Origin of the sequence: Streptomyces sp. RP5T (genome assembly GCF_003933965.1) — a bacterium.
Classification (GTDB): Bacteria; Actinomycetota; Actinomycetes; order Streptomycetales; family Streptomycetaceae; genus Streptomyces.
Window position 1 is genome coordinate 1 of record NZ_RSAJ01000110.1, and the last position, 19,897, is coordinate 19,897.

At 71.8% G+C, this 19,897-nt stretch carries 19 protein-coding genes, 2 tRNA genes and 1 pseudogene; 6 read left to right on the plus strand and 16 right to left on the minus strand.

Features of this window, described 5'->3' with window-relative positions:
- Positions 1-713, plus strand: a pseudogene (locus EHS43_RS14470) (acyl-CoA synthetase); the annotation flags it as partial.
- A 100-nt stretch (positions 714-813) separates the two neighbouring features.
- Here the strand turns inward: EHS43_RS14470 and EHS43_RS14475 are convergent.
- From EHS43_RS14475 to ehuB, 6 genes are all read right to left on the minus strand, one after another.
- Positions 814-887, minus strand: a tRNA-Lys gene (locus tag EHS43_RS14475).
- Positions 888-1,033: 146 nt separating this feature from the next.
- On the minus strand, positions 1,034-1,792 hold the full coding sequence (locus EHS43_RS14480; protein ID WP_125191185.1) for an IclR family transcriptional regulator: 759 nt from the start codon (positions 1,790-1,792) through the stop codon (positions 1,034-1,036).
- A gap of 220 nt (positions 1,793-2,012) precedes the next feature.
- Positions 2,013-2,810, minus strand: a complete 798-nt coding sequence (gene ehuA / locus EHS43_RS14485) for an ectoine/hydroxyectoine ABC transporter ATP-binding protein EhuA (RefSeq protein WP_125191186.1) — start codon at positions 2,808-2,810, stop codon at positions 2,013-2,015.
- The gene (ehuD, locus tag EHS43_RS14490) at positions 2,800-3,450 is read right to left on the minus strand and encodes an ectoine/hydroxyectoine ABC transporter permease subunit EhuD (RefSeq protein ID WP_125191187.1); all 651 of its coding nucleotides are present in this window, start codon (positions 3,448-3,450) and stop codon (positions 2,800-2,802) included. Before ehuD ends, ehuA begins: the two co-directional genes overlap by 11 nt.
- Entirely contained in the window at positions 3,450-4,145 is a 696-nt protein-coding gene (ehuC, locus tag EHS43_RS14495) for an ectoine/hydroxyectoine ABC transporter permease subunit EhuC (RefSeq protein WP_125191188.1), read from the minus strand. The genes ehuD and ehuC overlap by 1 nt, the downstream gene beginning before the upstream one ends.
- Positions 4,142-5,047 (minus strand): ectoine/hydroxyectoine ABC transporter substrate-binding protein EhuB, encoded by a 906-nt coding sequence (ehuB, locus tag EHS43_RS14500; protein WP_125191189.1) that lies wholly within the window; start codon positions 5,045-5,047, stop codon positions 4,142-4,144. The genes ehuC and ehuB overlap by 4 nt, the downstream gene beginning before the upstream one ends.
- A 96-nt stretch (positions 5,048-5,143) precedes the next feature.
- Between ehuB and EHS43_RS14505 the strand changes: the two genes are divergently transcribed.
- Entirely contained in the window at positions 5,144-5,638 is a 495-nt protein-coding gene (locus EHS43_RS14505; protein WP_185806248.1) for a DUF3830 family protein, read from the plus strand.
- 91 nt (positions 5,639-5,729) lie between these two features.
- Here EHS43_RS14505 and EHS43_RS14510 read toward each other — a convergent pair whose 3' ends face one another.
- Both EHS43_RS14510 and EHS43_RS14515 read right to left on the minus strand, forming a co-directional pair.
- On the minus strand, positions 5,730-7,142 hold the full coding sequence (locus EHS43_RS14510) for an amidase (RefSeq protein ID WP_125191191.1): 1,413 nt from the start codon (positions 7,140-7,142) through the stop codon (positions 5,730-5,732).
- Between the two features lie 22 nt (positions 7,143-7,164).
- The gene (locus EHS43_RS14515; RefSeq protein WP_125191192.1) at positions 7,165-8,112 is read right to left on the minus strand and encodes a D-2-hydroxyacid dehydrogenase; all 948 of its coding nucleotides are present in this window, start codon (positions 8,110-8,112) and stop codon (positions 7,165-7,167) included.
- A gap of 199 nt (positions 8,113-8,311) precedes the next feature.
- Between EHS43_RS14515 and EHS43_RS14520 the strand changes: the two genes are divergently transcribed.
- Positions 8,312-9,136, plus strand: coding sequence for an aspartate/glutamate racemase family protein (locus tag EHS43_RS14520; protein WP_125191193.1), 825 nt, complete (start codon positions 8,312-8,314; stop codon positions 9,134-9,136).
- On the plus strand, positions 9,133-9,864 hold the full coding sequence (locus EHS43_RS14525; protein ID WP_125191194.1) for an aspartate/glutamate racemase family protein: 732 nt from the start codon (positions 9,133-9,135) through the stop codon (positions 9,862-9,864). Before EHS43_RS14520 ends, EHS43_RS14525 begins: the two co-directional genes overlap by 4 nt.
- 33 nt (positions 9,865-9,897) lie before the next feature.
- Here the strand turns inward: EHS43_RS14525 and EHS43_RS14530 are convergent, their stop codons facing one another.
- Entirely contained in the window at positions 9,898-10,428 is a 531-nt protein-coding gene (locus EHS43_RS14530) for a hypothetical protein (protein ID WP_125191195.1), read from the minus strand.
- Positions 10,429-10,439: 11 nt separating this feature from the next.
- Positions 10,440-10,706, minus strand: coding sequence for a hypothetical protein (locus tag EHS43_RS14535; RefSeq protein ID WP_125191196.1), 267 nt, complete (start codon positions 10,704-10,706; stop codon positions 10,440-10,442).
- 214 nt (positions 10,707-10,920) lie between these two features.
- On the opposite strand from EHS43_RS14535, the gene EHS43_RS14540 reads away from it, so the two are divergent.
- Positions 10,921-12,009, plus strand: coding sequence for an LLM class flavin-dependent oxidoreductase (locus tag EHS43_RS14540; protein WP_125191197.1), 1,089 nt, complete (start codon positions 10,921-10,923; stop codon positions 12,007-12,009).
- 3 nt (positions 12,010-12,012) lie between these two features.
- Here EHS43_RS14540 and EHS43_RS14545 read toward each other — a convergent pair whose 3' ends face one another.
- Positions 12,013-13,827 (minus strand): bifunctional diguanylate cyclase/phosphodiesterase, encoded by a 1,815-nt coding sequence (locus EHS43_RS14545; protein ID WP_125191198.1) that lies wholly within the window; start codon positions 13,825-13,827, stop codon positions 12,013-12,015.
- A gap of 314 nt (positions 13,828-14,141) precedes the next feature.
- On the opposite strand from EHS43_RS14545, the gene EHS43_RS14550 reads away from it, so the two are divergent.
- Positions 14,142-15,401 (plus strand): M6 family metalloprotease domain-containing protein, encoded by a 1,260-nt coding sequence (locus EHS43_RS14550; protein ID WP_260470531.1) that lies wholly within the window; start codon positions 14,142-14,144, stop codon positions 15,399-15,401.
- A 271-nt stretch (positions 15,402-15,672) separates the two neighbouring features.
- On the opposite strand, the gene EHS43_RS14555 is transcribed toward EHS43_RS14550, so the two are convergent.
- The 5 genes from EHS43_RS14555 to EHS43_RS14575 form a co-directional block, all read right to left on the minus strand.
- Positions 15,673-15,746 (minus strand) — tRNA-Lys (locus tag EHS43_RS14555).
- Positions 15,737-16,324 (minus strand): bifunctional DNA primase/polymerase, encoded by a 588-nt coding sequence (locus EHS43_RS14560; protein ID WP_125191200.1) that lies wholly within the window; start codon positions 16,322-16,324, stop codon positions 15,737-15,739. Before EHS43_RS14560 ends, EHS43_RS14555 begins: the two co-directional genes overlap by 10 nt.
- 121 nt (positions 16,325-16,445) lie before the next feature.
- A complete protein-coding gene (locus tag EHS43_RS14565) occupies positions 16,446-16,814 on the minus strand; it encodes a hypothetical protein (protein WP_125191201.1) in 369 nt (122 codons plus the stop codon).
- 111 nt (positions 16,815-16,925) lie between these two features.
- The gene (locus EHS43_RS14570; RefSeq protein WP_125191202.1) at positions 16,926-18,293 is read right to left on the minus strand and encodes an AAA domain-containing protein; all 1,368 of its coding nucleotides are present in this window, start codon (positions 18,291-18,293) and stop codon (positions 16,926-16,928) included.
- Positions 18,290-19,882 carry a hypothetical protein gene (locus tag EHS43_RS14575; protein ID WP_125191203.1) on the minus strand — a complete coding sequence of 531 codons (1,593 nt, stop codon included), beginning with the start codon at positions 19,880-19,882 and terminating at the stop codon, positions 18,290-18,292. Before EHS43_RS14575 ends, EHS43_RS14570 begins: the two co-directional genes overlap by 4 nt.
- Between the last annotated feature and the right edge of the window lie 15 nt (positions 19,883-19,897).

Consider the following 19,897-nt stretch of genomic DNA (forward strand, 5'->3'; position numbering starts at 1 on the left):
GTCGTACTGCGTCAGGACACGGGGGAGGAGTGCCCGCGCGCGCGATTCGACGCGGCCGGGCGGCTGCTGAACGGGGACGAGGCGATAGGGGAGCTGGTGAACAGGGCCCCGAACCCCTTCGAGGGGTACTGGCGCAACCCCGAGGCGGAGGCGGAGCGGCGGCGCGGGGGCTGGTACTGGACCGGCGACCTCTTCTACCGCGACGGCGACGACCACCTGTACTTCGCCGGCCGCACCGACGACCGGATCCGGGTGGACGGGGAGAACCTGGCGGCCGCGATGATCGAGAACATCCTCGCGCGCTACGAGGGGGCGGTGGCCGTCGCCGTGTACGCGGTGCCGGATCCGGTGACCGGGGACCAGGTGATGGCGACGCTCGCGGGCACCTTCGACCCGGAGACCTTCACCGACTTCCTCGCCGCCCAGCCGGACCTCGGCACGAAGATGGCCCCGCGGTTCGTGCGCGTGGTCGACCGGATGCCGGTCACGGCCACGAACAAGATCCAGCGAGCCCGCCTCAGAAAAGAGGGCCTCCACTGCCCGGACCCGCTGTGGTGGCGCCCACCGGGTTCGGAAACGTACCAGCCCTTGGAAAACGCCGAAGGACCCCTCGCTTCGGCGTGAGGCCCGCCGGGAACGCCGAAGGGCCCCTCGCTTCCGCAAGAGGCCCTTCTTTTGTGCGCCGCCAGGGACTCGAACCCCGGACCCGCTGATGCTGTGTCTTCTGGGGGATAACCCCCAGACCCCCAGCCGTCGTCTCGGCGCCCGGGAACGCCGAAGGGCCCCTCGCTTTCACGAGAGGCCCTTCTTTTGTGCGCCGCCAGGGACTCGAACCCCGGACCCGCTGATTAAGAGTCAGCTGCTCTAACCAACTGAGCTAGCGGCGCATGACTCTCGCCGTCCACCTCTCGGTGGCTGGCGACAGAGAAAATACTACCCGGTCGGAAGGGGTGCTTCTGACCAACGCGCGGTGGACCCGCCAGGGGCGCGGGGAACTGCGCGACCGGCCCCCACCGGGCCCGCGGACGGGTTCCTAGATCGCCAGTGACAGGAGAACCGGCGCCGCCCCCCGGTTCAGCCGGTCCGTCGCCTGGCGGAGCCGATGCGCCTGGTCGACCGGCAGGGACAGCGCGAGGCACCCCACCAGCGAGCCCGCGGTGATCGGCACCGCCGCGCACACCGTGCCCACCGCGTACTCCTGGAGGTCGAGGTGGGGGACCGTCGGCGGCTGGGCCTCCAGGCGGGAGAGCAGCAGCTTGTCGTTGGTGATGGTGCGCGAGGTGAGGCGGGTCATGCGGTGCCGGGAGAGATGGTCGCGCCGGCCGTTGTGGTCGAGCTGGCTGAGCAGGCTCTTGCCGAGCGCGGTGGCGTGGGCGGAGGAGCGGAAGTCCACCCACTCGTTGACCGCCGGGGTCGCGGGACCGTCGGCGTACTGGTCGATGGTGACCTCGCCGTCGACGTACCGGCTGATGTACACGGCCGCGCCGATCGAGTCGCGCAGCTCGTCGAGGGTGCGCTGGAGCTGGTCGCGCAGGGCCTCGTCACGGTCGTGCACGGAGGTGAGCCTGGTCAGGGCGTTCCCCGTCACATAGGCACCGTCGGCCACCTGCTCGACGTACCCCTCGCGGCGCAGCATCCTCAGGAGCGCGGTCAGTCGCTCCGGGCCGAGGCCGGTGGTGCGGGCGAGTTCGACGTCGGTGACTCCGGCGGTGTGCCGTGCCACGGTCTCCAGGACGCGCAGCGCGTCCTGGGCCGAGTGGTACGGCGCGGTCGGTTCGTGCTTCAGCGCCACGGTGTTCCCCCTGCGCTTGCTCGGTCGCACTACTACTGGGCCGTAATCCAGACAGCGATCCCTTCCACGATAACCGGCAAAAGGCTTGCGGTGAGCGGCTGTTGGCGAGATTCCGGCCCCGGGCTGAGCCCCTCAACTGGGGCGCTGGCACGCTGGCATATGCCTGTGACACGACCCGGGTCCGGGACCTCGCAGATTGAACACCGTTCACTTTTCGCGGTCAGAGAACCGCGCTCAGAAATTCCCGGGTGCGGTCCTGCGCGGGGTCGCTGAAGATCTTCTCCGGCGGGCCCGACTCGATGATGCGGCCCGAGTCGAACATCAGGACCTGGTCGGAGATGTCCCGGGCGAAGTTCATCTCGTGGGTCACGCAGAGCATGGTGATGTCGGTGGTGCGGGCGATGTCCCGCAGCACGTCGAGCACGCCCGCGACCAGCTCCGGGTCGAGCGCCGAGGTCACCTCGTCGAGCAGCAGCACCCGCGGCCGCATCGCCAGCGCCCGCGCGATCGCCACCCGCTGCTGCTGCCCGCCGGACAGCTGGGTCGGCCGGGCGCCGGCCTTGTCGGCGAGCCCCACCAGGTCGAGCAGCTCACGTGCGCGTGCCTCCGCCTCGTCCCTGGACATGCCGAGGACGGTGACGGGCGCCTCGGTGATGTTGCGCAGGACCGTCATGTTCGGGAACAGGTTGAACTGCTGGAAGACCATCCCGATCTTCTTGCGCACCTCGCGCAGCTGCTTCTCCGGAGCCGGGAACAGCTTCTCCCCGTCCACGGTGACCGTGCCCTCGTCGGGCTTGGTCAGCGTCATCAGCATCCGCAGGATCGTGGTCTTGCCGGACCCGGAGGGCCCGATCAGCGTCACGTGCTTGCCGGAGTCGACGGAGAAGTTCAGCCGGTCCAGGACCGTGTTCGAGCCGAAGCGCTTGGTCACGTCCTCGAAGCGGATCAGCTCGCTGCCGTCCACCGGCGGGTTGATGTGCGCGTCGGTTTCTTTCGTCAGGGGAGTGTCAGCGGACAAGACGTCGCTCCAGGGATCGCAGAAGAAGGGAGGCCAGATAGGAGATGACGATGAAGGCGACGCCGATCACGGTCAGCGGCTCGGTGAACTGGAAGTGCTCCTGCGCGAACAGCCGCGCCTCGCCGAGCATCTCCAGGACCGTGATGACCATCAGCATCGGGGTGTCCTTGAGCATCGAGATCACGTAGTTGCCGAGGGCCGGCACGACCCGGCGGATCGCCTGCGGCAGGATCACCACCTGCCAGGTCCTGATCCGCGGCAGGTTCAGCGCGGTCGCCGCCTCCCACTGGCCGGCGGGCACCGCCTCGATACCGGCCCGGTAGACCTGCATGGTGTACGTCGAGTAGTGCAGCCCGATCCCGATGACACCGGTGGTCAGCGCGGAGAGGGTCACGCCCCACTCGGGCAGCACGTAGAAGAGGAAGAACAGCTGCACCAGCAGCGGGGTGTTGCGCACGAACTCCGTGACGACCCCGACCGGCCAGCGCACGAACCGCGAGGGCGCGCGCATCAGCAGCGCCCACACCAGGCCGAGCACGAAGGAGATCAGCGAGCCCAGGGCGAGGGCCTGCAGGGTGACCAGCAGACCGTCCCAGAACTGCGGCATGAAGTCGCTTACGGCACTCCAGTCCCACTCCATCAGACACCACCTCCGACCGGCTCGGGCACCTTCACCTCACGGGTGGGCGCCTTGCCGACCCCCGCCTTGAGCTTCTTCTCCAGGCCCCGCATCAGGCGGGTGAGCAGGAAGGCGATCACGAAGTAGATGAGCAGCAGATACGTGTAGATCCCGGCGCTCTCCTGGAGCGCGAGCCGGACCAGGTTGCCGCTGAAGGCGAGGTCGCCCATGCCCATCACGGACACCAGCGCGGTGCCCTTGAGCAGCTCGATCAGCAGGTTGGAGAACGGCGGGATCATCTCCGGCACCGCCTGCGGCAGCAGGATCAGCCTGAGCCGCTGCCAGGGCGTGAAGCTCAGCGCGATGCCGCCCTCCTGCTGGGCCGGGTCGACCGCCTTGAGCGCCCCGCGCACGATCTCGGAGCCGTACGCCCCGTAGGTCAGGCCGAGCGCGAGGGTGCCCGCCCACATCGGGACCAGCTGCCAGCCGAAGGCCGGGGGCAGCACGAAGAACACCCAGAAGATCATCACCAGCGCGGAGGTGCCGCGGAACACCTCGGTGTAGAAGCCCGCCAGGAAGCGGACGATCCACAGCCGGTGGGTGCGCAGGACGCCGACCACGAAGGACACGGCGCCGGCGAGCAGCGCGCTGAACACGAGGAGCTGGACCGTGGTCCAGACCCCCCTGAGCACCAGTTCCCAGAGTCCGGAGGTCATCCGCCGCAGAGCTCCTTCGCGGTCAGGTCCGTCATCTCGGCCTGCGTGAACCCGAAGGGCTTGAGGATCCGGAGGAGTTCCCCGCTCTTCTTCAGCTTCCGCAGCTCGGCGTTGAAGGCGTCCCGCAGGTTGGTCTCGGTGCGGCGGAACGCGAAGGCCCCGCCGTCGGTGTGCGGCTTGCCGCCCACGATCGGGGTGAAGGCCTTCGTCGCCTCCGCCTTGGCCGACTTCTTCACCACCTCACGGGTGGTGAGCGCGGTCCCGGCGAACACGTCGACGCGTCCCGCCTCCACCGCGTTCAGCCCCGCGACCTGGTCGGGCACGATCAGGATGTCGCTCTCCTTGTAACCGGCCTCGACGGCGTACCCGATCTCCGCATAGCCGGTACCGGTGGCGAACTTCGCCTTCTTCCGGACGACGTCCTTGTAGGTGTGAAGACCTTTTGGATTTCCCTTGCGCACGATGAAGGAATCGAGCATCTGATAGTCGGGATCGGCGAAGATCACCTGTTCGCAGCGTTCCGGGGTGACGTACATCCCGGCCGCCACGACATCGAACTGCTGGGAATTCAGTCCGGGAATGAGCGACCCGAACTCGGTGGGCACGGGCTGCACCCGGTCCACCCCGAGCCGCTTGAATATGACCCGCGCGAGTTCCGGTGCCTCGCCGGTCAGCTCGCCGTTCTTGTCGATGTAACCGAAGGGGATCTCGCCCGCGATTCCCAGTCTCACGACACCCGCCGCTCTGAGCCGGTCGAGCAGTTCACCGCCTCCTGTGGTGGAGGCGGTGGCCACGCGTGAGCAGCCGGCGGCGCCCAGTGCGCCGAGCGCCGCCACCCCTGCGAGCAGCGATCGGCGGGTGGTTCCGGATATGTGTTCGCCCTGTTCCAGTGGTGGAGCCATGGCGGCGCGGCTACCCGACCGGATGCGACTTATGCGGATCGATTTGAGCCCTGTTTTCCTCGGGGCCCTCTTGACCGGCACGGGACCATGGAGTGCATGGCTGACCGATACATCGAAGTCTCGCTGGTCAAGCGCGGGATCACCGCGACGGCAAAGCTCCTCGACGACCGGGCACCGATCACCTGCGCCGCCGTATGGGACGCGCTGCCGCTCGCCGGTGACGTCTACCACGCGAAGTACGCGCGCAACGAGATATACGCCCTGTTCCCGCCGTTCGCGGAAACGGAGCCGCCCCTGGAAAATCCGACAGTTACCCCGATTCCCGGAGATCTCTGCTATTTCTCCTTCGCGGGCACCGAACTCGGCACCAAGTCCTACGGCTACGACCGCGAGGTCCGCCCGGGCACGACGGTGGTCGACCTGGCCCTGTTCTACGAGCGCAACAACCTGCTCCTGAACGCCGACGTGGGCTGGGTGCCCGGCATCGTCTGGGGCCAGGTGGTGGAGGGCCTGGACGCCCTGGCCGAGGGCTGCAACGACCTCTGGCGCACGGGCGCCCTCGGCGAGAGCCTCCGCTTCAGCCGGGCCTAGGTGTATTGACCTGCAGGGTTGTTCACACGGCCGATGGGTGGCTGGCCGCCGAGTGCGGTGTGGCAGCGATGGTGGTCAATACACCTAGCCCTCACCTCGCGCGGGCCGGGGCCGGTGGGCGCAGGCCCGCGGCTCCTGTTTCGTACAGGGCGTGGGCCGCCCGCAGCACCAGGTCGTCCCGGTGCCGGGCCGCCACGATCTGCAGGCCCACCGGCAGCCCGTCGCCGTCCGTGCCGACGGGCACGCTCGCCGCCGGCTGCTGCGTCATGTTGAAGGGGTACGTGAACGGCGTCCACCCCGTCCAGCGGTGGTGCCCCGAGCCCTTCGGGACCTCCGTGCCCGCCTCGAACGCGGTGATCGGCAGGGCCGGGGTCACCAGCAGGTCGTAGGAGTCGTGGAAGCGGCCCATCCGGCGCCCGAGTGCCATCCGGACGTCCACCGCGGCCAGGTAGTCGAGCGCGCTCATGCGGGCCCCGAGGCCGCAGATCTCCCGGAGCCCCGGGTCCAGCAGCTCCCGCTGGTGCGGCCCGAGACGCTGGATGACCCGGGCCGCCCCGCTGAACCACAGGGTGTGGAAGGCGTCCACGGGGTCGGCGAAGTCGGGGTCGGTCTCGGTGACGTACGCCCCGAGCCCCGCGAGGTGCTCCACGGCCCGGCGGACCGCGGCCGCCACCCCGGGCTGTACGGCCACCTGGCCGCCCAGGGACGGCGAGTAGGCGACCCGCAGCCCGCGCACCCCGCCCGGCAGGGCCGCCGTGAACGGGCCGGCCGCCGGGCCGAGCGCCGACCAGTCACGCGAGTCCGGCACCCCGATCACGTCGAGGAGCAGCGCCGCGTCGGCCGCGTCCCGGGTCATCGGGCCGACATGGGCCAGGGTGCCGAAGGCGCTCGCCGGATAGAGCGGCACCCGGCCGTAGGTCGGCTTCAGCGCGAAGATCCCGCAGAACGCGGCCGGGATGCGGACACTGCCCCCGCCGTCGGTGCCGAGGGCGAGCGGCCCCGCGCCGAGCGCCACGGCCGCGGCGGCACCCCCGCTGGAGCCGCCCGCGGTGCGCGTCGGGTCGTGGGGATTGCGGGTCACGCCCGACAGCGGTGAGTCCGTGACGCCCTTCCAGCCGAACTCCGGGGTGGTCGTCTTGCCGAGGAACACCGCGCCCTGCTCGCGCAGCCTGGCGACGGAGGGCGCGTCCTCGTCCCAGGTACCGCTCTCCGGGATCGTCCTGGAGCCCTTCAGGGTCGGGACGCCCCGCGTCAGCAGGATGTCCTTCACCGTCACCGGGACGCCGTCCACCGCGCCGGCCGGCTCCCCGCGCCGCCAGCGGTCGGCCGAGGCGCGCGCCTGCGCGAGGGCCTCCTCCCCGGTGAGGCGGACGAACGCGTTCACCGCGGGCTGGATCTCCTCGGCCCGTTCCAGGGCCGCCCGGGTGGCGTCGACGGGGCTGAACTCGCCCTTGCGGTAGCCCTCGACGAGTTGTACGGCGGACAGTTCCGAGAGGTCCTGCATGTGCTGCCCCTCTGTTCGACGGTCAGTGCCCCGGTACATACCCGCGTTGTTTGTCGACCACGTTCGTCAGTGATCTGCCCGCCGCCCAGCGCTCGTACAACTCCACGAACTGCGTGCCGAGTTCATCGCGCCAGCCGATCGTGTCACCGCTCATGTGCGGGGACACGATCAGCCCCGGGACCTGCCACAACGGGCTCTCGGGGGGCAGGGGTTCGGTGTCGAGGACGTCGACGGCGGCCCCGGCGATCCACCGCTTGGACACCGCCTCCACCAGCGCCTGTTCGACCACCAGCTGGCCGCGCCCGATGTTGATGAACCGCGCGGAGGGCTGCATCATCCCGAAGCGGCGGGCGTCGAACATGCCGTGGGTGTCCGCGGTGAGCGGGGCGGCCGCGATCACCCAGTCGGCGCGGGCCATCAGCCGGTCGAGGTCGTCGGGGCCGTGGATGCCGGTGCGGGGGCGGCGGCCGACCAGGGCGGTGGTGATGCCGAGCGCCTTGAGCGTGCTCACGATCGCCCGCCCGATGGGCCCGGAACCGACCACGCACGCGCGCGTGCCCGCCACCCGCTGGGACTCCCGGTGCCGCCACACGCGCTCCCGCTGGAGCTCCAGCGTGCGGGGCAGGTCCTTGGCCATCAGGAGGACCAGCGCGGCGACGTACTCGGCGATCGGCTGGTCGAAGACCCCGCGCGCGTTCGTCACCACCGTGTCGGAGACGGCGAGTTCGGGGCACATCAGGTGGTCCACGCCCGCGCTCGCGGTGTGCACCCAGCGGGGCCGCGGGCCCTCGCCCGGCCAGGCGTCCCGCACCGCGGTCGAGGTGAAGTCCCAGACCAGCAGCACGTCGGCGGACGGCAGCCGCTCGGCGAGCGTGTCCGCGTCCGCGTGCTCGATCCGGGCCCGGCCGGTGAGTCGGCCGAGGCGCGGCGGCGGGTCGGCGTCAAGGACCAGAAGGGTGGGGACGGACATCGAGGCACCGTTTCCAAGGAATGTCGCGGAGGGCTGCCGGGCGTGTGACGTGGGCGGGAGCACCGGCGGCAACCCGTTCTTCACCTGTGCGTGACATGGGCGGATTGACCACGCTCGCACCCGAACCTACCTTCGTCAACACGGGCGTTGTGCACGTTCCGCTGCCCCTCCGTCTCTCACCGTGAGGCCGGTCTTCGCCATGGACGTTTCCTTTCTGGGTGGTCCGCGCCCCCAGCGCGGTGTCGGTGTCGTCGCCCCCTTCGACTTCGCGCTGGACCGCGAACTCTGGCGCTGGGTCCCCGACGAGATCTCGCTCCATCTGACCCGCACCCCGTACGTCCCCGTCGAGGTCAGCCTCGACCTCGCCCGGCTGGTCAGCGAGCACGAGACCCTGCACGACGCCGTGCGCACCCTCAACGCCATCGCGCCCGAGGTCGTCGCCTACGCCTGCACCTCGGGCAGCTTCGTCGGCGGGATCGCGGGGGAACGCGCCATGTGCGCGGCCATGACCAGGGCGGGCGCCGTCCCGTCCCTGACCACGTCCGGCGCCCTGCTGGACGCCCTCACCGAGCTCGACGTGCGCCGGGTCGCGCTGGTGACCCCGTACACGGTGTCGGTGACCAGGTCGCTGGAGGAGTACGTAGCCGAGGCCGGCGTCTCCGTCACCGGCTGCGCCTACATGGGCCTGACCCGGCACATCTGGAAGGTGCCCTACCGCCAGGTCTCCGAGATGGCCCACAAGGCCGTACGGGCCGACGCCCAGGCGCTGTTCATCAGCTGCACCAACCTGCCGACGTACGACGTCATCCCGCAACTGGAGGCGGAACTGCGCATCCCGGTGATCTCGGCCAACCAGGTGACCATGTGGGCGGCGTTGCGCCGACTGGGTACCCGAGCCGTGGGACCGTACCAGGCGCTGATCGATCCGGCGGCGAGGTCCGGTCCCGTGCGCCCGGAGATCCCGGGCCTGCCGGAAGTCCGGGAACTGCCGGACGGAGAACAGCAGCAGGAAGGCTGGACATGACCGCACTCGGATTCCTCTACCCGGGCCACTCCGCCGAGGACGACTATCCGCGCATCGAGCAGCTCCTGGGCAGTGACGTCCGCCTGGACGTGGTCCACACCGACATCGGCACCGACGCCCACCGTGTGGACGCGCTGCTGGAGATGGGCTCCGCCGACCGGCTCGCCGCGGGCGTCGAGGAACTGCGGATGTCGGGCGCCGAGTCCGTCGTATGGGCGTGCACCAGCGGGAGTTTCGTGCGCGGCTGGGAGGGCGCCCAGGAGCAGGTCCGCACCCTCGCCCTGGCGGCCGGCATGCCCGCCTCCTCGACCTCCTTCGCCTTCGTGCACGCGGCGAAGGAGATCGGGGCCCGGCGGGTGGCGGTCGCGGCGACCTACCCGGACGACGTGGCAGGCCTGTTCGCCGACTTCCTGCGGGCGGGCGGCATCGAGGTCCTCCAGGTCCGCGGTGCCGGGATCATCACGGCCGCGGAGGTCGGCACCTGGGGCGAGGAGGAGGTGTTCGCGCTGGCCCGGGGGGCCGACTCGCCGGACGCCGAGGCGGTGCTCCTCCCCGACACGGCACTGCACACGGCCACCCACATCCCGGGCCTGGAGAAGGAGCTCGGCAAGCCGGTCCTCACCGCGAACCAGGTCACCGTCTGGGAGGCCCTGCGGCTGACCGACCGCCGGGTGAACGCGCCCTCGATGGGTGCGCTGTTCACGAGGGAGCCGATCGTCCAGGTGTGACCGTCCGGACGGGACGCGGGCGGCTGCGGGCGCTCACCGCCGGGACTCCTGCGGGGACCCGGTGGTGAGCGCCGCGTGCATGGTGCGCAGCCGGCGGTGCTGGAGGTTGCCGTACAGGACGAGCCAGCCCACGAAGACGACGCCGAACACGGCGAGCCCGATCGTCTGCCGCGCTCCCGCGGTCAGGGCCGTCAGCACCACGACGATCGCCATCATCACGGCGAGGGCGGTCTGGGCGACGAACCGGTGGCGGGTGCGGTGCAGGCGCTGTTCCACCAGATCACGCATGGCCTGCCGTTCCCCGGGCGCGGTGGGGACCTCGCCGGTGCGCAGCCTGCGGTCCAGGGAGACCAGCCCGTCGGTCGATCCGGCGGCCCGCTTCTCCTTGCGGCGCACGGCGAGCACGACGGCGATCCCGCACAGGGAGGTGAAGGCCATGCGCACCAGGACACGAGCCGGTGACTGGTCGGGGTACAGCAGCAGCACCAGGGCGGAGGCGGCCAGCACCGACAGCGCGAACTGAAGCCATAGGTGCCTGCTGAGCAGGGCGCTGAGGCGGTCCACGGTGTCCTCCCTCACAGCCGGGTGCGGGCCCGGCGGCGGATGCCGACGATCCGCATCGACAGGCCGATGGTGAGCAGGGCGAGGGCCACCGCGCAGTACGCCCACGAGCCCGTGCCACGGACGGCGTCCACGCAGGTCAGGACCGCCCAGAGGCCGGCCACGACGGCCAGCGCGGTCCAGGCGGTGTCGGCGATGCGGACGGACAGCTGGTCGCGTTGCCGGGTGCCGGGCTCCAGGGTGCCGGGCCCCTCCGGTCGTGGAGTCTCAGAGCGCGTCATGGAAGCTGCCTCCGGTTGGGTATCGGGGCATTTCGGGTACCCAGGAGCCCTCGCCGCAAGCGGTGAACTCCCCCGCTCTATACGGAATATGACGCTCCGTTGGCTCCCGGTGCGGCTGTCCCGTGCCGCTCCTCCCGAAGCCCCGGGAATAAGCGGGGACATTCCCCTGTTAACCCCGGAGCGACAGCGCACGGCACACACAGGAGGACCCACCGTGGCGGAAGACGAGATCCGAGGTACCGCACAGGGCACCGCCCCCGTACCTCTGTCGGTACTGGACCTGGTCACCGTCGGCGCGGGACGCACGGCCAGCGACGCCCTGCGCACGAGCGTCGCCATCGCGCGGCTCGCCGAGTCGCGCGGCTTCCACCGCTACTGGGTCGCCGAACACCACTCCATGCCGGGCGTGGCGTCCTCCTCGCCCGCGGTGATCCTCGCCCACCTCGCCGCCCACACCACCCGCATCCGGCTCGGCTCGGGCGGTGTCATGCTCCCCAACCACGCCCCGCTGGTGATCGCGGAGCAGTTCGGCACGCTGGAGGCGATGGCCCCGGGCCGAGTCGACCTGGGCCTCGGCCGGGCCCCGGGCACCGACGGCGCCACCGCGGCCGCCCTGCGCCGCAGCGACCGGCTGCACGAGGGCGCCGACGACTTCCCCGAGCAGCTCCTGGAGCTCACCCGCTTCCTGGACGACGACTTCCCCGACGGCCACCCCTACCGCCGTATCCACGCCGTCCCCGGCCCGGTCCAGGCCACCTCGCCCGGCGGCGTCCAGTCCCCGCACCGGCCGCCGGTCTGGCTGCTCGGCTCCTCCGGCTTCAGCGCCCGGCTGGCCGCCTCCCTCGGCCTGCCCTTCGCCTTCGCGCACCACTTCTCGGCGCAGAACACCATCCCGGCCCTGGACCTGTACCGCGAGTCCTTCCGCCCCTCCGCGGTCCTCGACGAGCCCTACGCCCTCATCGGCGTCTCCGCCCTCGCCGCCGACGACGAGAAGGAGGCCCGCCGCCAGGTCCGCGCCGCCGCGCTCAGCATGATCCGGCTGCGCACCGGCCGCCCCGGTCTGGTCCCCACCCCCGAGGAGGCGGAGACCCACGAGTTCAGCCCGATGGAGGAGGAGTTCGCCGCCTCCTGGAACGCCAACGTCATCCACGGCACCGCCGACGAGGTCCGCGCCGGCCTCGACGACCTCCACAAGCGCACCGGCGCCGACGAGCTGATGCTCACGGGCAACGCCCACGGCGGCGCCGTGCGCCTGCGCTCGTACGAGCTCGTCGCGGACGCCTACGGACTGCCGACGGCCTGACCGTCAGACCTGAGCGCCCATCAGCCCGGAGATACGATCCGGCGACACCGGTCGCGAGTACAGCCAGCCCTGACCGGTGTCGCAGCCGATGCGGCGCAGCCGACTGGCCTGGGCCGAGGTCTCGACGCACTCCGCCGTGACGGTGAGGCCGAGCCGGTGGGCCAGCTGGATCATCGCCTCCACGACGACCTCGTCCGCCGGGTTCGGGGCGACGCCCTCACCCTCGTACTGGAAGCCGCGCACGAAGGAGCCGTCCAGTTTCAGGACGGAGACCGGCAGACGGCTGAGGTAGGCGAGGTTCGAGTAGCCTGTGCCGAAGTCGTCGATCGCGATGCCGACGCCCATGTCGCTCAGCGCCTGGAGGGCCTGGAGCGGACGGCCCGCCGAGCCCATGACCGCCGACTCGGTGAGTTCGAGCTGGAGCAGGTGCGGGGCCAGGCCGGTCTCCGAGAGGGTCCGCGCCACGTCCGCGACCAGGTCGGAGTCCCAGACCTGACGGACCGCCACGTTGACGCTGACGAAGATCGGCGGTTCGTCCGGGTGGTCGAGCTGCCACTGCCGGGCCTGACGGCAGGCGGTGGCGAGAATCCAGCGGCCGAGCGGGACGATCGAGCCGTCCTCCTCGGCCAGTGCGATGAACCGATTCGGCGTCAGCAGCCCGAACTGCGGGTGGTTCCAGCGCACCAGCGCCTCGACCCCGCGCAGCCGCCCGTCCTCCATGCCCACCAGGGGCTGGTACTCCAGCTTGAACTCGCCGCGCTCGATGGCCGGGCGCAGTGTGGAGGCGAGCGCCTGGCGGGTCACGCGGTGCGCGTTGCGCTCGGGGTCGAACAGCGTCCAGCGGTCCCGGCCGTCGGCCTTGGCCCAGTACAACGTGGTGTCGGCGGCCTGCATCAGCCCGGTCGCCGAGGTGCCCGCCGCCCGCCGCTCGACCACCCCGATCGACGCCGACACCGACATCCGGTGGCCGGAGAGGTCGAAGGGCGCCTGGATCGCCTTCAGCAGGGACTCGGCGAGGTCGGCGAGCTGCTCGGTGCCGGTGGAGTCCTCGACGAGCAGCGCGAACTCGTCGCCGCCCAGCCGCGCCACCAGCGGAGCGGTCGCCCGCCCCTGGCCGGCCTCGTCCGCGCAGCGCGTCAGCCGCTCGGCGACGGCGGCCAGCAGCCGGTCGCCTACCCGGTGCCCGAGGGTGTCGTTGACGGCCTGGAACCCGTCGAGGTCCAGGTAGCACAGCCCGATCCGGCCCGTGCCGCCCTGCTCGTACGACTCCGGTTCCAGCGCGGCCGTCAGCCGCTCGAAGAACAGCGTGCGGTTGGGCAGCCGGGTCACCGGGTCGTGCATCTGCAAGTGCCGCAGCCGGGCCTGGAGTTCCCGGCGGGCCGTGATGTCGGCGACGGACAGCAGCACACCGGGGGAGCCCTGGGGGTCCGCGGCCATCGGTGTGACGGTGATCTGCGCCCACATGGAGTGCCCGTCGGGATGCTTGAGCCGGCGCTTGCAGCGCAGCTTCGCCTGCCGGCCGCGCAGCACCTCGCGATAGCTGTGCCAGGTGCGCGCGTCCGAGGCCAGGTCCACCAGATCGGCGGCCGGGGTCCCGGTCAACTCCTCCGGTACGGCGCCGAGCAGCTCGCCGAAGGCGGGGTTGGCGTCGACGACCGTGCCCTGGCGGTCCACCACGGCCATGGCCAGCGGCGCCGCCGCGAAGGCCGCGCGATGCGACGGGGGTTCGGTACGAAAAGGTGTCGCGATGTCACTCTCTGTAACGGCTGACCCGTCGAGGTCTGCCGCGGGCGCCGGCCCTTCGGACGTTCCGTTCACCGCTAGCTCCCGCAGTGCACTCGATCGCTGTCCGCGCAGGAAAGTGTGCCGATCATAGAGGCTGCCCCCAGGCCCTTCCAGCCATTGCCCAGTCTCGGGGACCGGCAACCCCTTCTGGCAGATCGTTTCTGCCCGCAGCTGGACGGGTTCTTCAGGCGTGAGACCGGTTGTGACGTTCCGTGAGTGATTCGGGGGTGTCGGCCGGTCCGGCGGGTCACGCCAACTCACTCGTCCGGTGCAGATAAACAGGGCGTAGTGCGACAAATCATCACAGGCTGGGTGCGGTGTCCCGTGAACCGCTCTCGGAGGTCCTGTTGCCGCGCCCGTTTCCGCGCACTTTCGCGCGCCCCCCACTGCGCAGCACAGCAGCCGTGTTCACCACCATGGCGGCCCTCGCCGCCACCTCCCTCATCACCGGTCCGTCGGTCGCCGGGCCCTTCTCCGCGGCGCCCTGCACCCTGGAACGCACCGAGGCCCACCACTCGGAGGGCCTCGACACCTGGAACAGCGCCTATCCGCGCCCGGCCCGCTCCCTCGACGCGGTGATGGTCTTCCTGTCCTTCCCGGACGCCCGGCCCATGACCACCCCCGCCGAGCTGGCCGCCGACCACTTCCCGGCCACCACCCGCTTCTTCGAACGCGCCTCCTACGGCCGCTTCACGCTGCGCCCGCACCCGCTGCGGCACTGGATCCGGATGCCGCGCCCGTCGACGGCCTACGCCATACAGCGCGACTGGAGTGCCGCGGACCGGGGCGCCTATCTGCGGGACGCGCTCGCCGCGGCCGACGGGCAGGTCGACTTCTCGCGCTACGACGTCGTCTACTTCGTGGCCGACCCGGACGCGCCCGGCGTCGACTCCGACGCCACGAAGGTCGTCAACCTGGATGTGCCGCTGCGGGCCGACGGCACGGACATCCGCCGGGTCGTCACGGTGTTCGAGAAGCATCCGCCGGACCGACTGGTGCTGGCCCACGAGACCGGACACGTCTTCGACCTGCCGGACCTGTACCACCGGCCGATGGACGGCAAGGGCGACTGGGACACCTACGTCGGCGACTGGGACCTGATGGGCAGCCAGTTCGGCCTGGCCCCCGAGCTGTTCGCCTGGCACAAGTGGAAGCTGGGCTGGCTGGAGCGACGGCAGGTGGCGTGCGTACGGGGGCCGGAGCCGGCGCGGCTCACGCTGGAGCCGGTGGACGCCGGGCCCGGGCCCGGCGGTGCCGGGATCCTCGGGGTCGGGCGGGGCACGAAGCTCGCGGTCGTGCGCACCGGGCCCGACAGCGCGCTCGCCTTCGAGGCACGCGAGGCCCTGGGCAGCGACGCGGCGGTCTGCCGGCAGGGTGTGCTGATCTACCGCATCCACAGCGGCGAGGCCTCCGGCGAAGGCCCGATCCGGGTCATCGACGCCCACCCCCGCACCGAGGCCTGCTGGGAGAACTCCGTCTACCCACCCCTCGCGGACGCCCCGGTCGACGTGGGCGAGACCTTCAAGGTGCCGGGGGAGGGGGTCCAGGTGACAGTGACGGGCCGGACGGCCACGGGGGCGTGGGACGTGGAGATTCAGGTGGGATGACTTCCCGGCCGACAGCTCGGTGAGCGAGGGGGGTGTGGGTGGCGGAGCCCCCACACTGCGCGGCGCAGCCGCGCGGAAACAACGATGGCGAGACCGGTTCGCGCTTTACGCGAACACGCCTCGCCATCGACAACGTGCGCCGCCAGGGACTCGAACCCCGGACCCGCTGATGCTGTGTCTTCCCGGGGGCAACCCCCGGACCCCCGGCCGCCCTGTGGAACCCGGTGCATGCCGAAGGCCCCCCGCTCGCGCGGAGGGCCTTCGTTGTCTGTGCGCCGCCAGGGACTCGAACCCCGGACCCGCTGATTAAGAGTCAGCTGCTCTAACCAACTGAGCTAGCGGCGCCTGCTGACGTCGTAGACCTTAGCATCCTGATCGGCCGGGGGAAAAATCGATATCCGCACGGCGGCGCGAGCCGCCCGGACGGCCGCCCAGAGCAGGATTTCCGGGCCCGGCAGCCACGGGTGACGCGTGTCGGGGGCGACCAGCCAACGGGAGGCCGGCGCGGATTTCGCGGTGCCGAGCGGGGCCGGGACGGTCACCGCGTCGCCGGTGCCGTGGCACAGCAGCGGCGGGATCGCCGAAGTGCGGCCGAACTCCTCCCACTGGAGCAGGGACGGCAGCCGCTGTGCCGTGCCCGGCGCCGCGAAGAGCAGCATCCGGCCCCGGAGTGTTGCCACCGGACCCGAGCCGGGCCCCTCGTCCCACAGCCGGTCGAGCATCCGGCGCCCGAAGATCGCGGGGGCGCTGACCACGTCGAAGGCGGTGCCGCAGGGCAGGACGACCGGGGCGGCGGGGCGCTCCTCCCAGAACGACAGGGTGCTGCGCGGATACGTTCCTGCCGAGGCGAGCCAGGCGGCCCCGTCCGCGGTGACGCCGGAGACGTCGAAGCGGTCGGAGAAGGGTTCGTCGCGAGTGCTCATGCCGCATACATCTACCGGGTGTGAGCGGCCGGTTCCTCAGGGTTGCCGGAAATCGGGACAGGAGGGAGGGATGAGGGGTATCTTGCCCGCCTGGCATATGCCAAGGCGCTGCGCCGACGGCTCAGACCGGGTCGGCGTGCCCCGCCCCGCCCTCCACACCGCGCAGCAGATCCCGGCCGAACTCGACCATCTTCTTCGCGTAGTCCTCGGTCCACTCGGCCCGCTCGGCGATGTCCGCCGTCGTGAGCCGGTCGAAACGCCGGGGGTCGGCGAGCTGGGCCGCCGCCATCGCCTGGAACTCCACGGCACGGTCCGCCGCCGCGCGGAAGGCCTGCGCCAGCTCGGTGGACCGGGTCAGCAGCGCGCGCGGGTCGTCGATCGACTCCAGGTCGAAGAAGTGCTCCGGGTCGTCGGCCACCTGTGCGGGCTCGAACAGCAGGGGCGCGGGGCGTAGCCGCGGCTCGTTCCGACGCGGCGTGGGCTCCGCCATGTCTTCATCCTCCTCGTACCTCGTCCGTACCGTCGGCCCGCCTGTGGAGGGCCACCGTCCATTGTCCCGCCCCCGTGCAAGAGGGCGGGACGCCCGCGGCCGTACCGCGTTCTACGGCCGCCACGGCACCCGGTGTTCCCCCAGCCTTGCGAGTACCGCGTGGTTGGCCTCCCAGCCGTCCGGGAACTTCACCAGGGTTCCCAGCTGGACCGGTTCCGTGGACGGGTAGTCGTCCAGCAGGTCGCTCACACCCGCGCGGCACACCACGATGCAGGCGTGCCGGTGGCGGGAGGCCAGGACGCACAGGCGGCCCGTCTCCAGGTGGAAGGCGGTGGCGTCGGGGCGGCCGGAGAGCGGGTGGAGGACGACCGTGACGTCGTACTCGCGGCCCTGGAGACGGTTCGCCGTGTCGACGGTGACGTCCGTGACGCCGAGTTCGGCCAGTGCCGCGCGGACCGCCGCCGCCTGGTCCCGGTGCGCCGTGCCGACCGCGACGCGGTCCGCCGTCAGCGGCGCCGGGTCCGGCGAGCGCTCCGACGTGGCCGCGCCGCCCCGGTCCAGCAGCCGCCGTACGACGGTCGCGACGGCCCGTACCGCCTCCGGGTCCGTGCGCGGCGTGTGCCGTGCGGGCAGCTCCAGCAGGCCCCAGCCGGACTCCGCCGCCGCGTCGATCACCCGGTCGGGGCCCGAGCCGTCCGAGGGGACACCGAAGGTCAGGCGCCGGTCGCCGTGGTCCGTGCCGCTGCGGAAGGGCGTGTACGGGTAGAAGGCGTCCGAGACCAGCGGCGCGGCCGAGGCGGGCAGCCGCCAGGACACCGGCAGGCGGTGCTGGGGCAGCTCGGGGTTGTGGGCCAGCAGGGTCGTCACCGCCGAGGCCGAGGGGTCGTACGACAGCCCCGCCCACTGCTCGCTGCCCACGATCGCGAACGGGTCCAGCTGCCCCGGGTCGCCCACGAACAGCGCCCGCTCGAACAGCCCCGCCACCGCCAGCAGCGAGTCCGAGCGCATCTGGTACGCCTCGTCCACGATCGCGTGCGCCCATGGCTCGTCGACCTTCACATGCCCCCACTTGGCGGCCGTGGAGATCACGACGGGCAGCCCGGTCAGGTCTCCCGCCTTCGCCGACTTGCGGACCTGGGGCAGGTCGTCCAGTGCCTTGTCGTACGGGTCGGCGTCACTGCTGTGCAGGCGCCCGACCGGCAGTCCGGGATTCTTCTCGGCGAGTCTGAGCACCAGGTCGTCGACCTGGGCGTTCGTCTGGGCGACCACCATCAACGGGCGTCCCGCGTCGGCCAGTTCGAGTGCCGCGCGGACGACCAGGGTGGACTTGCCGGCACCGGGCGGGGAGTCCACGACGACACCGCGGTGGGTGCCGTGCAGGGTGTCGTGGAGGATCGCGTCGGTGGCCCGTCCGGCCTCGGCACCGGGGTCGAAGGCCCGGGGGGCGCCGGCCTGGGGGTCGCGGGCCTGGGTGGTCACAGGACGTCCTCCGGGGTCAGGGGATCGGCGCTCTCCGGCACGGCCTCACCGGGCGGCCCGCCGTGCGTCCACGGCGTGTTCTCCGGGTCGGGCAGCTTCGCGCCGCCGCGCTGCTCGTGCTCGAACAGCGTGAAGCACACCCGGTCGCCCTTCTCGGGCACGGACCCGGTCTCCGGCTCCTTGCCGCGGCCCATCTTGTCGAGGATCTTGAGGACGATCAGCGCGCCCTCCTCCTCGGCGCCCACGAACTCGGCCGACTGCGGCTTGCCGCTCAGCGAGCGGTACACCTTGGCGCGCTCGCCCAGATGCGGCCGGTCGTCGGTGCGCACGGTCACCAGCGGCCGCGGGCTCGGCCGCTTGCCCTCGCTGTACGCCATCACCACGTCCGTGACCTCCCCGGCGAACGCCTCCCCGGCCAGCCGCCGCCCCGCCATCACCAGCGGGTCGTCGAGTGCCTCCTGCGCCTCCAGGCGGGCCTGTTCGCGCTCGCGTGCGGCGAGCTTGTTGGCGGCGGTGACCGCGTCGTCGCGGCGCGGCTGCGGGGGTTCGCCCGCCACGACCCGGTCCCGGTGGCTGGTGAACGACCAGCGGTCGCGCGTCCACCGCTCCTCGACGTGCGCCCCCTCGGGCAGCGCCCGCAGCAGGTCCACACCCCGCCACACCGCGTCCCAGGTGGGACGGGTGCGGCTCGCGACGAGGGCGCGGATCTCCTGCTCCGCGGCGGTGAGCGCGCCGAGCCGGTCGTCGGCCTCCAGACCGTCCTCGGCGGCGGCGAGGGCGGTCCGCGCGCGGTCGTAGCGCTCGAAGGCCGGGGCGAGCAGCTTGTTGTCGAACGCCGGGTCGGTGGCGGGGCCGGCCGGCGGATGCAGCAGCTGGCCCTGTTCGTCGCGGGCGAGCTCGGCCTCCAGGGCGGCCTCGGCGCCCGAGCGGCCCTCGGGCGGGTCGATCCACGCGAGCAGCGCGCCCAGGTGCTGGTCCTCCAGCGTGGACTGGCCGGTGGACCAGTGCCGGGCCAGCAGGTCCGTCATCGCCGGCAGCAGCGCGGAGCCCGGCACCCGGGCCCGCTCGCCGAAGTGGGTCAGCCACCGGCCCAGCAACGGCACCCGGGGCGGGGCCGGGTACGGCGTCTCCGGGTCCTGCTCCGCCGTACGCCGAAAACGCATGGAGCGCCCGAGCAGCCGTACGAAATCGATGCCCGCGCGGCTCGGCAGGATCAGCTGCGGGGCGTCCGCGCACAGCTCGACCTCGACCTTGACCCGCTTGCCGGTCTCCGGATCGGTCTCATTGCGCTCGGCGGCCTCCACCGCGCCCGCGTACCCGTCGATGTACGGCAGCACGATGTCCGCCAGCTCGGCCAGGAACGCGAACCTGAGGTCACGGTCCCGGGGCTGCGGTACGACCAGCAGGTGCGGGGCGTCCCGGTCGGTGCCCACGAGCGCGCCGAGCGGGGCGCCCGCCTCGCCCGCGGTGGTGAGCGGGACCAGGACCAGGGGCCGCTCGGAGAGGTGCCGGTGGCGGACGGTCGCGGCGGGCTGGGCGCGCCCGGTGCTGACGGCCTCCAGCCGGGCCAGCGTCGTGATCAGTGACACGGGGCCTCCTGGGGG

Bases quoted from the DNA above. Each gene is read 5' to 3' on its own strand.
- ehuD (WP_125191187.1), bottom strand. From the start codon at position 3,450: ATGGAGTGGGACTGGAGTGCCGTAAGCGACTTCATGCCGCAGTTCTGG.
- ehuC (WP_125191188.1), bottom strand. From the start codon at position 4,145: ATGACCTCCGGACTCTGGGAACTGGTGCTCAGGGGGGTCTGGACCACG.
- ehuB (WP_125191189.1), bottom strand. From the start codon at position 5,047: ATGGCTCCACCACTGGAACAGGGCGAACACATATCCGGAACCACCCGC.
- EHS43_RS14505 (WP_185806248.1), top strand. From the start codon at position 5,144: ATGGCTGACCGATACATCGAAGTCTCGCTGGTCAAGCGCGGGATCACC.
- EHS43_RS14510 (WP_125191191.1), bottom strand. From the start codon at position 7,142: ATGCAGGACCTCTCGGAACTGTCCGCCGTACAACTCGTCGAGGGCTAC.
- EHS43_RS14515 (WP_125191192.1), bottom strand. From the start codon at position 8,112: ATGTCCGTCCCCACCCTTCTGGTCCTTGACGCCGACCCGCCGCCGCGC.
- EHS43_RS14520 (WP_125191193.1), top strand. From the start codon at position 8,312: ATGGACGTTTCCTTTCTGGGTGGTCCGCGCCCCCAGCGCGGTGTCGGT.
- EHS43_RS14525 (WP_125191194.1), top strand. From the start codon at position 9,133: ATGACCGCACTCGGATTCCTCTACCCGGGCCACTCCGCCGAGGACGAC.
- EHS43_RS14535 (WP_125191196.1), bottom strand. From the start codon at position 10,706: ATGACGCGCTCTGAGACTCCACGACCGGAGGGGCCCGGCACCCTGGAG.
- EHS43_RS14560 (WP_125191200.1), bottom strand. From the start codon at position 16,324: ATGAGCACTCGCGACGAACCCTTCTCCGACCGCTTCGACGTCTCCGGC.
- EHS43_RS14565 (WP_125191201.1), bottom strand. From the start codon at position 16,814: ATGGCGGAGCCCACGCCGCGTCGGAACGAGCCGCGGCTACGCCCCGCG.